Origin of the sequence: Sciscionella marina DSM 45152 (genome assembly GCF_000379465.1) — a bacterium.
In the GTDB taxonomy this organism is placed as follows: domain Bacteria; phylum Actinomycetota; class Actinomycetes; order Mycobacteriales; family Pseudonocardiaceae; genus Sciscionella; species Sciscionella marina.
On sequence record NZ_KB905381.1, the window covers coordinates 759,962 to 772,859 of the forward strand.

At 69.3% G+C, this 12,898-nt stretch carries 14 protein-coding genes; 6 read left to right on the forward strand and 8 right to left on the reverse strand.

The features are described 5' to 3' along the window. Window positions 1–94: 94 nt before the first annotated feature. Together A37U_RS0109530 and A37U_RS0109535 are read left to right on the forward strand one after the other, a co-directional pair. Window positions 95–1,387, forward strand: coding sequence for an ATP-binding protein (locus tag A37U_RS0109530; RefSeq protein WP_420806226.1), 1,293 nt, complete (start codon window positions 95–97; stop codon window positions 1,385–1,387). 41 nt (window positions 1,388–1,428) lie between these two features. Then, complete coding sequence (locus A37U_RS0109535; RefSeq protein WP_026197039.1) at window positions 1,429–2,088, forward strand: response regulator; 660 nt, start codon at window positions 1,429–1,431, stop codon at window positions 2,086–2,088. On the opposite strand, the gene A37U_RS42965 is transcribed toward A37U_RS0109535, so the two are convergent. After that, window positions 1,988–2,980, reverse strand: a complete 993-nt coding sequence (locus tag A37U_RS42965; protein WP_020496407.1) for an EamA family transporter — start codon at window positions 2,978–2,980, stop codon at window positions 1,988–1,990. The two genes, A37U_RS0109535 and A37U_RS42965, sit on opposite strands and share 101 nt — an antisense overlap. A 96-nt stretch (window positions 2,981–3,076) precedes the next feature. On the opposite strand from A37U_RS42965, the gene A37U_RS0109545 reads away from it, so the two are divergent. Next, complete coding sequence (locus tag A37U_RS0109545) at window positions 3,077–3,997, forward strand: LysR family transcriptional regulator (protein ID WP_020496408.1); 921 nt, start codon at window positions 3,077–3,079, stop codon at window positions 3,995–3,997. A 37-nt stretch (window positions 3,998–4,034) separates the two neighbouring features. Here A37U_RS0109545 and A37U_RS42970 read toward each other — a convergent pair whose 3' ends face one another. The 7 genes from A37U_RS42970 to A37U_RS0109575 form a co-directional block, all read right to left on the reverse strand. After that, window positions 4,035–5,240, reverse strand: a complete 1,206-nt coding sequence (locus A37U_RS42970; protein ID WP_157182707.1) for a serine/threonine-protein kinase — start codon at window positions 5,238–5,240, stop codon at window positions 4,035–4,037. A 2-nt stretch (window positions 5,241–5,242) separates the two neighbouring features. Then, window positions 5,243–6,637 carry a serine/threonine-protein kinase gene (locus A37U_RS0109555; protein WP_020496410.1) on the reverse strand — a complete coding sequence of 465 codons (1,395 nt, stop codon included), beginning with the start codon at window positions 6,635–6,637 and terminating at the stop codon, window positions 5,243–5,245. A gap of 73 nt (window positions 6,638–6,710) precedes the next feature. After that, the gene (locus A37U_RS51370) at window positions 6,711–6,848 is read right to left on the reverse strand and encodes a hypothetical protein (protein WP_157182708.1); all 138 of its coding nucleotides are present in this window, start codon (window positions 6,846–6,848) and stop codon (window positions 6,711–6,713) included. A 51-nt stretch (window positions 6,849–6,899) separates the two neighbouring features. Further along, window positions 6,900–8,051 (reverse strand): hypothetical protein, encoded by a 1,152-nt coding sequence (locus A37U_RS0109560; protein ID WP_020496411.1) that lies wholly within the window; start codon window positions 8,049–8,051, stop codon window positions 6,900–6,902. A gap of 49 nt (window positions 8,052–8,100) precedes the next feature. Continuing rightward, a complete protein-coding gene (locus A37U_RS0109565; protein WP_020496412.1) occupies window positions 8,101–8,823 on the reverse strand; it encodes a PIG-L deacetylase family protein in 723 nt (240 codons plus the stop codon). Between the two features lie 54 nt (window positions 8,824–8,877). Beyond that, window positions 8,878–9,207, reverse strand: coding sequence for a hypothetical protein (locus A37U_RS0109570; RefSeq protein WP_020496413.1), 330 nt, complete (start codon window positions 9,205–9,207; stop codon window positions 8,878–8,880). Between the two features lie 104 nt (window positions 9,208–9,311). Continuing rightward, on the reverse strand, window positions 9,312–9,608 hold the full coding sequence (locus A37U_RS0109575) for a chorismate mutase (protein WP_020496414.1): 297 nt from the start codon (window positions 9,606–9,608) through the stop codon (window positions 9,312–9,314). Between the two features lie 300 nt (window positions 9,609–9,908). On the opposite strand from A37U_RS0109575, the gene pcrA reads away from it, so the two are divergent. From pcrA to A37U_RS54820, 3 genes are all read left to right on the forward strand, one after another. Further along, window positions 9,909–12,242 (forward strand): DNA helicase PcrA, encoded by a 2,334-nt coding sequence (pcrA, locus tag A37U_RS0109580; protein WP_020496415.1) that lies wholly within the window; start codon window positions 9,909–9,911, stop codon window positions 12,240–12,242. Window positions 12,243–12,308: 66 nt separating this feature from the next. Next, a complete protein-coding gene (locus A37U_RS0109585) occupies window positions 12,309–12,584 on the forward strand; it encodes a type II toxin-antitoxin system Phd/YefM family antitoxin (protein ID WP_020496416.1) in 276 nt (91 codons plus the stop codon). Continuing rightward, window positions 12,581–12,862 (forward strand): type II toxin-antitoxin system RelE family toxin, encoded by a 282-nt coding sequence (locus A37U_RS54820; protein ID WP_086010777.1) that lies wholly within the window; start codon window positions 12,581–12,583, stop codon window positions 12,860–12,862. Before A37U_RS0109585 ends, A37U_RS54820 begins: the two co-directional genes overlap by 4 nt. Window positions 12,863–12,898 lie beyond the last annotated feature (36 nt).

Sequence of the window (12,898 nt, forward strand, 5' to 3'; positions counted from 1 at the left end):
ACCGCTCGGCCGCGGTATCGGGGACGCCCCTGAAATCGCGGCTCCGGGTTATTCCCCGATGAAACACCCGTCGATCACGTGGGACGATGCGATCGTGAGTCCGGGAGCCGATGACCTGCGTGTGCCGCCACCGGCGCGCCGCGAGGAGGAGGAGAACACCGGCCCGCCGAAGCTGTACCGGCACCGCACCGGGCGCATCGTCGGCGGGGTCGCCGGTGGGATCGCCGAGCACCTCGGGGTGCGCGTGCTGTGGGTGCGCGCGGTGTTCGCGGTCCTGGTCGCGCTCGGCGGAGCGGGGATCGCCGCCTACGCGATGCTGTGGCTGTTCGTGCGCCAGGAGAGCCAGGACGCCCCGGTGCACGAGGACTCCGGGCGCGGCCGCCAGCAGGCGATCGCGCTGCTCGTGCTCGCCTGCGCGCTGGCCTTCGCGCTGAGCAACTTCGCCGGTCCCGCGGTGAGCAGATACGGCGCGCCACTGATCATCGTGCTCGCCGGTGCCGCCGTCGTCTGGCGTGAGGCGGATGCCGCGCAGCGCAAACGGTGGGCGAGCGGGGTCGTCGGCAAGGGCGGGACGAGCGGGGCCCTACGGGTCGCGTTCGGCACCCTGCTGGTGCTCGGCGGACTGGTGCTCGTGCTGATCAACGGGCGCAGCCTCGGGCTGACGCAGTTCGTCGTGCTCGCCGTGGTCGTGGCGCTGCTCGGGGTTGCGGTGCTGACTCTGCCGTGGTGGCTGCGCATGGTCCGGGAACTGGGCGAGGAACGCCGGGCCCGTATTCGCACCGAGGAACGCGCCGAGATCGCCGCGCATCTGCACGATTCGGTGCTGCAGACGCTCGCGCTCATCCAGAAGCAGTCGGAGTCCCCGCGCGAGGTGGCCCGGCTGGCCAGGGGACAGGAGCGGCAACTGCGCACCTGGCTCTACGGGCCGGACGGTTACGGGCGCAAATCGGTGCCGACCGAACCGGGTGCCGCCGAGGGCGCCGAGCCGGACACGTTGGGCGCCGCGCTCGAGCAGGCGGTCAGCGAGGTCGAGGACACCTTTGCGATCGAGGTCGAACAGGTCGCGGTCGGGGACTGCGAGCTCGACGACCGGTTGCGGGCCGCGGTGCAGGCGACCAGGGAAGCCATGGTCAACGCCGCCAAACACGCCGGGGTGCGCCAGGTGAGCCTGTACGCGGAGGTGGAGGACGATGCAGTGGCCCTGTTCGTGCGCGACCGTGGTGCCGGTTTCGATCCGGACGCGGTGAGCGAGGACCGGCACGGGGTCGCCGACTCCATCAAGGGCCGGATGGCGCGCAATGGGGGTGAGGTGCGCATTCGCACCGGTCTCGGCGAGGGCACCGAGGTGCAGTTGCGCATGCCGCGCGCCGTCGTCGCGGGGAGGTGAATTTCCCCGGGCGCCGCACGCCGGGCGGTACAGTACGGTGCATGACTGACGCTGTGCGGGTATTCCTGGTCGACGACCACGCGCTGTTCCGCGCCGGGGTGCGCGCCGAGCTCGAGTCGATCTCCGGTGGCGAGGTCGAGATCATCGGGGAGGCCGGTTCGGTGGCCGAGGCGGTCGCCGGGATCGCCAAGCTCGCACCCGCGGTGGTGCTGCTCGATGTGCACATGCCCGATGGGGGCGGGGCCGAGGTACTGCGCCGGGTGCACACCGAGCAGCCGGACGTCGTGTTCCTCGCGCTCTCGGTCTCGGACGCCGCCGAGGATGTGATCGCCGTGATCCGGGCGGGCGCGCGGGGCTATGTCACCAAGACGATCTCCTCGAGCGATCTGGTCGGCGCCATCAAGCGGGTCGCGGACGGGGACGCGGTGTTCTCCCCGCGGCTGGCCGGATTCGTGCTCGACGCGTTCGCCGACCGGCCGGGCGCGGCCCCGATCTCCGATCCGGAGCTGGACCTGCTCACCCCGAGGGAGCGCGATGTGCTCCGGCTGCTCGCCCGCGGGTACGCCTACAAGGAGATCGCTTCGGAGCTGTTCATCTCCGTCAAGACCGTGGAGACGCATGTGTCGAGCGTGCTGCGCAAGACTCAGCTGTCGAACCGGTACGAGCTGTCCCGCTGGGCGACCGACCGGCGCCTCGTGTGAGTGCCCGGCCGGGCAGCAGCTGGTCGAGCCGGGTGAGCAGGATCCCGGCGAGCACGATCACCATGCCGATGACCACCCGCCAGTTCAATGGCTCGCCGAGCGCGATGGCGCCGAGCAGCACCGACACGATGGGCAGCAGGTAGCCGACACTGGCCACGGCGACCGCGCCCTCCTCCACGAGGATCACGTTGTTCAGCCAGAAGGCCAGCCCGGTGCCCGCGATACCGAGCACGGCCAGCGCGATCGAGGGCCCAAGGGACAGGTGCACCTTCAGCTCGCCGCCGATCGGCAGGGTCACCGCGATGAGCACCGCGGCCATGCCGAGCTGACCGGTTGCGAGCACCGTCGGCGCGATCTTTCCACTGAGCACCCGGGCGATGTAGGTGTAGCTGACCGCGTAACTCGCCGCGGCGAGCAGGCAGGCCGCGGCTCCCCAGGAGGCGATCCCGCTCGCCTGCCAGGGCGCGAAGATCACCAGCACCCCGCCGAAACCGAGCAGCAGCCCGATCGTCTTGGTGATGTTCGAGAGGCGTTCGCTGCCCAGCAGGAACCCGATCAGCAGCGCCCACAGCGGGGTGGTCGCGTTCAGCACCCCGGCGAGCCCGGAATCGACCGTGCGCTCCCCGAAGGCGAACATGCAGAACGGGATCGCGTTCCCCACCACGGCGGGCACCAGGATGCGCAGCCACATCCCCGGCGTGCGAGGCAGCCGCTTCCCGGTCGCCTTGACGATCGCGAACAGCACGAGCGCGCCGAGCACCAGCCGCCCGAACACCAGCTGCAGCGGCTCGAAACCACCGAGCGCCAGCTTGATCCAGAGGAAACTGGACCCGAAGAGACAAGCGAGCAAACCCATCCGCGCGAGGCTGCGCAGTCCGTGCGACCGAGTCATCGACATCTCCTTCCCGCACCGATGATCCGGCCGGTTATTCGTTAGCACAATCGAAATCTGCTTCATGACGCTTAAGTCAGACTGTAAGATCACCGTATGCTCGACGTTCGCCGGTTACGCGTGCTCTCCTCGGTGCTCACCAGTGGTTCGATCAGCGCCGCCGCGGTCAATCTGGGCTACACCCCGTCCGCGGTGAGCCAGCAGATCGCCGCCCTGACCCGGGAGGCCGGTGCCGAACTGCTGGAGAAGGACGGGCGCGGGGTGCGCCCCACCCCGGCGGGAACCCTGCTCGCCGGATACGCCGAGGAGATCATGGCCAAACTGGTCGAGGCCGAGCGTGCGCTCATCGATCTGCGCGAGGGACACTTCGGGCCGCTGCGGATGACCTACTTCACCACCGCCGGTGCCACCCTCGTCCCACCGGCCGTCGCCGAATTCCGCAGGCACATCACCGATGTCCGGGTGGACCTCAAGCTCAACGAGCCCGCCTATGTCGTGCGCGGGGCCGCCGATGATCCGGCCGATATCGAGATCGTCGTGCTGCACGAGGACTTCGCGAGCGCCCAGCCCGGATTCACCCCGGTGCACCTGCTCGACGATCCGTACCGGGCGGTGCTGCCCAAGGATCATCCGCTCGCCGACCGGGACATCCTCGACCTCGCCGCGCTCGCCGAGGAACCCTGGGTGGACACCGAGGCGCCGCACGGGCTGTGCCGCCAGATCATGATGAAAGCCTGTACCGCGGCCGGGTTCACCCCGAACTTCGTCGTCGAGGGTGACGATTTCCCTACCGCGCAAGGATTCGTCGCAGCCGGGCTCGGTGTCACCCTCGTTCCGGAGATCGCGCTCGGCGCCGTGCACAACGGAATCGTCGTACGGCACGTGCGCAGGCCCGCGCCGGTGCGCTCCATCTACGCCGTGGTGCGCGATGCCGTCGCCGACCGGCCCGCCGTGCAGGAGATGTTGCGGGCACTGCACAAGGTCGCGGGCGAGGCGGACGCCGGGATCGGGAACTGACGCGTCCGGGCACGTGCCGAGGATGTCCGGCCCAGCGTCAACCGGCGAGCTGCATGAGCAGGCTGGAGACACCGATCCCGACGGCGATCGCCACCAGCACCGCGAGCACCGAGAGCACCACGGTGCGCGTGTCGAGCCCGGAACCGGGCCTGCGCGTGGCCACGGCGGGCAGGTGCTGGCGGGTCGGCTGCGGGACGGCGCTCTGCTGTGGGACGGCACTCTGCTGCGGAACGCTGCGCGGCGGAGTGCTCGGTTGCTGGGGGCTCGGCGGCTGGGTGCCTGCCTGCTGGGTGGTCGGCTGCGGCGCGGCGGGGCGTTGTGGCATCGGCTGGATGCGCTGGGTCGGCTGCCCGGACGGCGGGGTGCTCGGTTCCGGTGACAGCGGCGGGGGCTCGAGTGCCTCGGCGGACACGGTATGGCCCTGGCGTATCTCGTTGAGCGCGTCGACGACCTGGGACATCGTCGGGCGTTCCGCGGGGTCGGCCCGCATCAGGCGCATGATCAGCGCGGTGAGCAGGCCCGCGTTGCGCGGCGGTTCGAACTCGGCGGCCGCGACGGTGTGCAGCAGCGCGATCGGGTTCTCCGAACCACCGGAACCGAACGGTGCCCGCCCCTCGACGGCCGCGTACAGCGTGGAGCCGAGGGAGAACACATCGGAGGGCGGCGCCGGGGTCTGTCCGCGCGCCATCTCGGGCGACAGGTAGGCGGGGGTGCCCGCGATCAGCCCGGTGGAGGTGAGCGTGACATCCCCGCTCGCCCGGGAGATGCCGAAGTCGGTGATCTTCACCGAACCGTCGTCGCCGAGCAGGATGTTGGCCGGTTTCACGTCCCGGTGCACCACTCCGGCCGCGTGCGCGACGGCGAGCGCGCTGGCCACACTTGCCCCCGCGGTCGCCGCGTCCCGCGCGTCCAGTGGGCCGCTCTCCGCGAGCCACTGGGCGAGGCTGCGCGAGGGCAGGTACTCCTGCACCAGCCAGGGATCGCCCTCGTGTTCGACGACATCGTGCACGGTGATCGCGCAGTGATGGTGCAGCCGCGCGGCGATCCGGCCCTCCCGGAGTACTCGCGCGTTGGCGGTCTCCCGGTCGTCGGCGGACAGCCCCGGCGAGATGTACACGTGTTTGAGCGCGACGGTGCGCTGCAACCGCTCATCGGTCGCCTGCCACACGACGCCCATCGCGCCGCTCCCGATCCGCTCGCCGAGCCGGTACCGACCGGCGATCAGCACTCCCTGAGTAGCCACGCCTACTGGCTGTTCCCGCCGCGATTGTGCCCGCCGGGAACGGGGCCGCCCTGGGCGCCGCCTCCGCCGCCGTTGTTGTCGCCGCCCCCGCCGGGTAGCAGCGTCTGGTTCGGCGTGGTGGTCGGTGCCTCGGTGGTCGTGGGTGCCTCGGTGGTCGTGGTCTGCCGTTCCCGGGTGGTGGTCGGCGCGACCGTCTCCCGGTGCTCGCGGGTCCGCGTCGGCTCCTGCGGCGTGGTGTTCTCCACCGTGGTGTCCTCGGGTGTCGTCGTCGGCAGCTCGACCGTGTTCGACGGGGCGGACGGTGCAGGTAGCTGCGGCTTCTTGTCGCCCGCGTTGAACACACCCCCGGCCCAGAGCCCGAGCACGATCGCGGCGAGCACGATCAGGCCGAGCAGGCTCAGCCACAGACCCTTGCGCGATTTGCGCGGCGGCGGGCCGACCTGCTCCTCCTCGGCGGCCGGGCGGACCTGGGTGCCCTGCGCCGGGAGGGCGGAGGTCATCGCGCGGGTCGCCGGGTTCTGGCCGGCCATCACCGCGGTCGTGCCCCCGTTCGGGTCCGGCGGAACGTCCGGGGCCTGGCCCTGGGAGACCGCGCGCAGCATGCCGGAGGCCTCCCGCGCGGTCGGCCGGGAATCCGGATCGGCGCGCAGCAGGGCCTCGAGCACCTCGGTGAGCGGGCCCGCCTGGCGCGGCGGGTTGATCTGCCCGCGCGCGACCACGTGCAACAGGGAAAGCGTGTTGTCGGAGAGCCCGAACGGCGGCTCGCCCTCGACCGCGGCATACAGCGTGGAACCGAGGGAGAACACATCCGAGGGCGGAAGTGGTTCCCGGCCCACCGCGACCTCGGGGGCCAGATAGGCGGGGGTTCCCGCGATCAGCCCGGTCTTGGTGACGGTGATGTCGTCGGTGGCCCGGGAGATGCCGAAGTCGGTGATCTTGACCTGGCCGCCCCTGCCGAGCAGCACATTGCCCGGCTTGATGTCGCGGTGCACGATTCCGGCATCGTGCGCGGCGGCCAGCGCGGCGGCGACCTGGGCGCCGATGGTGGCCACATCGCCGGGGGAGATGGAGCCGCGCTCCCGGATGACGTCGTCCAGGCTGCGCGAGGGCAGATACTCCATGACGAGGCAGGGCACCCCGTCGTTGTCCACGACATCGAACACCGAGATCGCGTTCGGATGGTGCAGGCGCGCGGCGATCCGGCCCTCGCGCAGCGTGCGCTCCACGGCCTCGTCCCGCTCGTTCGGCTCGAGCGCGGGCTGCAGCAACAGCTGCTTCACCGCGACGGTGCGGTTCAGCCGCTCATCGAGCGACTCCCACACGACCCCCATGGCGCCGCTGCCGATCTTGCGTTCGAGCCGGTACCGGCCGGCGATGAGCGTGCCCTGACCGCTCACGAATCCTCCTCGCTGACGCTCGTCGGCTTCGCGAGCGACGCTGCTGTGTTTATCGGTGACCTCGCGAGCTCGGTCACGAATCCTCCTCGCTGACGCCCACCGGCTTCGCGAGCGACGCTGCTGTGCTCAATGGTGACCCCGCGAGCTCGGTCATGACGCCCGTCGGCTTCGCGAGCGACGCTGCTGTGCCACCCGTCTCGGTATTCGTCACGACTCTAGGTTATTGGTTCACCCGCGGTCGCGATCGTCAGCCCCTTCGTGATCAGGATTCGGAAATGATCTTGGGATGATCGCCCGTGGTGAAGGTCAGGGTGTGCCGTACGACGCGGACCGTGCCGTCCTTGTAGTAGAGCTTCATGGTGTTCGTCGTGGTGTGCGCGTTCGGATCGACATAGCGGTAGGAGACCCGGATGTACCGGACATCGGCGTACCGCTGCTTGATCGCCTTGCGCTGCGCACTGCTCATCGAGTCGGCGGCGTAGGAACTCAGCGCCCCGCTCGGATTGTCGGCCACCGTCTCGTAGAAGGACTGGGTCACCCTGTTGGATTGTTTCGGGTCGGTGGTGTCCCCGGCGGCCGCCTTCCACATCTCCGGCTGCGCCATCTCCACCTCGGTGTTCTCCTGAGGTGGCGGCAGCGGCTTGGCGGTGATCGTGGAGGAACTCGAGTTCGTGGACCCACTGCTCGATCCGGAGCCGTTGCTCGCGCTGTCCGGGTTCGCCGAGGAGACCGGGTTGCCTGCCGCGACGGGCCCGTTGACCACCGAGGAGTCGAACACCCCGTCGTGGTTGGCGTCCACCATCGTGGTGGTGCGCCGGTCCGGCCCGGTGCGTTCGGTGGTCCGCGCGGTCTCGCGCAGCGTGTGCTTGCCGGTGCCCTGGTCGGGCTGCTGCTCGGTGGACAGCGGGGCGCTCGGCAGCCCGGGCAGCGCGTCGATCGTGGTCCGCTCGCCCTTGCCGACGAAAGCGCTGGCCACGGCCACGAGCGCGGTCAGCGCGGCACCGGAGGCGGCGACCGAGAACCAGGCGGCCTTGCGCCAGGTGCGCGGCGGGGTCACCGAGGCGGGCACGCTGCCGAGGTTGAACTTGCGCAGGCCGAACGAGTCGGTATCGGCGAGCGGATCCACCTCCGGCGGGCGGTCGTACTCCACCGGTTCGAGTACCGGAACCGGTTCGGGCCCGGCCTCGTGCTTGCTCGGCCGCAGGTTCGGCAGGTAATCCTCGCCGCGCATCGGGGTGCCCGGTCCGCGCTGGGCGGGGACGTTCTGCGCGGCGTGTCTTCCGTAGTTGGCGGGGGTCTCGGCGGGGCGGTCGACGGCGGGTGTCCACGCACTGGTATCGGCACGGTCGGCGGCCCTGCTGTGCCGACCGTGCTCGTCGCCTGTCTGACCGATGATGTCCGTTCCACCGTCCATGGTGGGGAGACCGTTTCCTTCCCGCCCGGTGACGCCTGGGTCCATCAGATTAACCCGTTTGCACCACTTGGAACGCCTCCGCGAGCCGCCCGGCGGGCAACCCATGTCGTTGTGCGGTCTGTTCAAGGTACCCGCGCAGTGAGCTCTCGAGTGAGTCGAGGTGGCCGGTCTGCGAGCGGTGCGCCCGTAAAGCGGCCAATTTTGCCCCGAAAGTGTCAGTCACATCCACCGCTTGGGTGCGGAGGTGCGCAGGCGGGTCGGCGATCCACAGCTCCGGGACCACCCAGGGGCGGAGGCTTTCCTCCGCGAGCAACTCGGGATGCGCGTACGGGTTGCGCGCGTCCGGGTAGACCGCGGCGATGGTCGCCTCGCCGACCGCCCGGTGGTCCGGGTGCGCGGTCACGAAATGCTGCCAGTTGATCTCCGGCGACCAGGTGAGTACGCGTTCGGGGCGCAGCTTGCGGATCACCCTGGTGATGTCGCGGCGCAGCGCGAGGCTCGGCTCCACCCGGCCGTCCGGATAACCGAGAAAGGTCACGTCGGCCACCCCGACCTCGCCCGCCGCGGCGAGTTGCTCCCTGCGGCGGGCCTGGCCGACCTGTTCGCGCCCGAGCCCGCTGATTCCGACCGCGTCGCCGCTGGTGCAGATGCAGTACGCCACCTCGGAGCCGGTCGAGGTCCAGCGGGCTACCGTGCCCGCAGCGCCGAAGTCGACGTCGTCGGGATGCGCGGCGACCACGAGCACCCTGCTGACGTCCGACTCGGGAACCATCGCCTCAGGATAGTTGACCCGGCAACGATGTGGCGCGGCACCGTAGGTGTGTCGCTACCGTGTGCGCCCGCCCAGCCGGAGCCCTTCCTTGGACGTCTGCAGTGCCTTGGTGGAAGCGCCGATGGTGCCCAGCCCGATGAGCAGCCCGACGAGGTCGACGCCGAAGCTGTCGCCGAGGGTGAACAGCAATCCGATGATGCCCGCGCCGACTCCCGCCGCGGCGATGCCGTACCTGCCGCGGGCGAACTTCGCGATCGGCTCACCGCCGGCGCCCTTCTTCTTGGCCACCGAGCCGAGCATGTAGACGTAGCCGCCGTGGCCGAGTGCGGCGACCAGGCCGCCGAGGGCCGCGATGAACGCCACGAGACCGAAGATCCATTCCATATGTCCAGTGTCCACGAAGTCGGCTACGAACGCGCATCGGTGACATCCCTGATTTTCCCGGCGGCCGGGGTCATCCGGTCGCCAGCGGACTCAGGGAGTCGGCCTCAGCGGTGGCCCAGCCGGCCGCGGCCGAGATTCAGCAGGGTGATGGCGAGCTGGCGGCCCTCCGGACCGAGCTCGCGGAACCGGTCGAGCACCTTCATCTCGCGGTTCACCACGATCCGCGTTCCGCCGGCCGCCATGCGTGCGGCGCCGACCTTCTTGGACACCTCGGTCCTGCGTTTGACCAGGCGGAGTATCTCGGCGTCGAGCCAGTCGATCTCCTGGCGCAACTGGTCGACTTCCTCGGCGGCGGCCGGGGGGTTGTCGTGCGCCGCGGTTTCGTCCGGGTTCGTGGTCACTGCGTTGCTCCCTAGCGTTTCGTGCGGTGCCGACTCGCCCGGACCTGAAAAAACCCCGGGTCGGCCGACTCCGGGGCTTCGTGGTCGCGTGCGGTGCTAACGATTCACGGGAGCCGGAGTCCGGTTCCCGTAGAAAAATACGTAAGCATGTACTCGCACGCCCTTCATCTTGCCACGGTCCGGCCTTCGCCGCCATGTCGGGCATGGCGAGTACCGTGACTCCACAATGAGCGAGCTTGCGAGTGAATCATCGACACTGTATCTCCGCGTCGCGCCGAACCTCCGCGAGGAGGGCAGGCGATGAGTACCTTGTTCGAGGTGGTGTCCGAACAGCCGGGCAGCGAGGACGACCTGCTCTCCGGGCTCAATCACGCCCAGGCGGACGCGGTCGCGCACAGCGGTGGCCCGTTGCTCGTGGTCGCGGGCGCGGGCTCGGGCAAGACGCGGGTGCTCACCCGCAGGATCGCCTATCTACTCGGGGAACGGGGGGTGCAGCCCGGCCAGATCCTGGCGATCACGTTCACCAACAAGGCCGCCGCGGAGATGAAGGAACGGGTCACCGAGCTCGTCGGGTCCCGGGCCAAGGTCATGTGGGTCTCCACGTTCCACTCGATGTGCGTGCGGCTGCTGCGCTACGAGGCGAAGACCCTGTCGGCGATGCTGGCCGAGACGGGTGAGGCAGGCCGGTTCAACTCGAACTTCTCCATCTACGACGCGGACGACTCGCGCAGGCTGATCACCCTGGTCGCGCGGGATCTGGAGATCGACGCGAAGCGCTATCCGGCGCGGATGCTCGCGGCGAAGGTGTCCAACCTGAAGAACGAGCTGCTCGGGCCGGAGGAGGCCAAGTCCCGCGCGGGCAACGATCTGGAGCGCCGGGTCGCCGAGGTGTACGAGGAGTACGCGCGGCGGCTGATCGAGGCGAACGCGCTCGACTTCGACGACCTGATCATGCGCACCGTGCAGATCCTGCAGACCTATCCTGCGGTTGCCGAGCACTACCGGCGGCGATTCCGGCACGTGCTCGTGGACGAGTACCAGGACACCAACCACGCCCAGTACGTGCTGGTGCGCGAGCTGGTCGGCACCGAGACCACCGAGTCCGGGGTGGAACCGGCCGAACTGTGCGTCGTCGGTGACGCGGACCAGTCCATCTACGCCTTCCGCGGTGCCACGATCCGCAACATCACCGAGTTCGAGCGGGACTATCCGGACGCGCGCACGATCATGCTCGAGCAGAACTATCGCTCGACGCAGACCATCCTGTCCGCGGCGAACTCGGTGATCGCGCGCAACGCGGGGCGCAGGGACAAGCGGCTGTGGACCGATCTCGGCGAGGGCGAGCCGATCGTGGGCTATGTCGCCGACAACGACCACGACGAGGCCGCGTTCGTCGCCGGGGAGATCGACAAGCTGCACGACGAGGGCGCGGCGACCTACGGGGACGTCGCGGTGTTCTACCGCACCAACGCCGCCTCCCGGGTGTTCGAGGAAATTTTCATCCGCCTCGGGTTGCCGTACCGGGTCGTCGGCGGGGTCCGCTTCTACGAACGGCGCGAGGTGCGCGATGTGCTCGCCTATCTGCGGGTGCTGGCGAACCCGGAGGACACCGTCTCGCTGCGGCGGATCCTCAACGTGCCCAAGCGGGGGATCGGGGAACGCGCCGAATCCTGCGTGGCGAGCTACGCCGAGCAGCAGCGGATCTCGTTCGCCGCGGCCCTGCGTGCCGCGGTGGAGGGCAAGGTCCCGCTGCTGAACACCCGCTCGGTGCGCGCGATCACCGGGTTCGTCGAGCTGTGGGACGGGCTGGCCGAGCTCGTCGAGGAGGGGGCCGAGGTCGCCGAGATCGCCGAGGCGGTCTGCGCGCGCACCGGGTACCGCGCCGAGCTCGAGGACTCCGACGATCCGCAGGACGCGACCCGGCTGGAGAACATCAACGAGCTGATCACCGTGGCCCGGGAGTTCACCGAGGAACTGCCCGAGGATGAGCAGGGCTCGCTGCCCGCCTTCCTCGAACGGGTCTCGCTGGTCGCGGACACCGACCAGGTGCCCGACTCCGGCGAGGGCGTGGTCACCCTGATGACCCTGCACACCGCGAAGGGCCTGGAGTTCCCCGTGGTGTTCCTGTCCGGTATGGAGGACGGTTCCTTCCCGCACCTGCGCGCGCTGTCCGATCCGGTCGAGCTCGCCGAGGAACGGCGGCTCGCCTATGTCGGGATCACCCGCGCCCGCCAGCGGCTCTACGTATCCCGGGCCCTCGTGCGCTCGGCGTGGGGACAGCCGGTGAGCAACCCCGCATCCCGGTTCCTCGACGAGATTCCCGCCGAACTGCTCGACTGGCGGCGCAGCGAACCCGAACGCTCCGGCCCGTCCTCGGCGACCACCTGGGGCGGCGGTTCGCGTGGCGGCGGGCTCGGCTTCGGACGGCGCGAGTCCCCGAAACAGGCGGCGGCGAGCAAACTGCCCCCGCTCAAGCTCGACGTCGGCGACCGGGTCAACCACGACAAGTACGGGCTCGGCACCGTCGTCGCCACGGCCGGATCGGGCCCGCACGCGACCGCCACGATCGACTTCGGCGGCGGCTCCACGATCAAGCTCATGCTGATCGGTGGGGTTCCGATGCAGAAGCTGTGAGGCGCACCTAGTTCGACTGGCCAGAAAACCGGCTAGTGGATGGCCATAAATCTGGCTAGTGGACTCATGCGGACTGTTCCATTCACCGAAGCCAAGGACAAGCTGGCCGGCTTGGTCGACGAGGCCGAGCAGACGCACGAGATCATCACGATCACGAGGCATGGTCGTCCTGCTGCGGTGATGATGTCCGCGGATGACCTCGCGTCGCTACACGAAACACTGTATTGGCTGTCGCAGCCCGGGGTTCACGATTCTATTGCTGACGCGGAGCGTGAATATGCCAATGGCGAGGTCGCGAGTGGTGACGAATTGCGTGCCGAGTATGGGTTGCCTCCGGCGTGACCGGTGCAGCATGGCACGTTGTTGTCAGTAGCGCTGCCCACCGGGACTTACGCAGGCTTCCGGACAGAATCGCCATAGCTATCGTCGAGTTCATCACCGGGCAACTGGCAGACAACCCGGCAAGACTCACTAAACCGTTGCGCAATGAGCTCGCGGATTATCGCAGCGCACGAAGGGGCGATTACCGTGTTTTCGTTCGACTCGATGAGGAAGAACGTAGCGTGCTCATTGTCCGCGTCGATCACCGCGCACGCCTACCGTGGTCGTTGAATCGGTAAGGGTGAAGGCCCCCACCTAGGGATATCCGCAGGGAG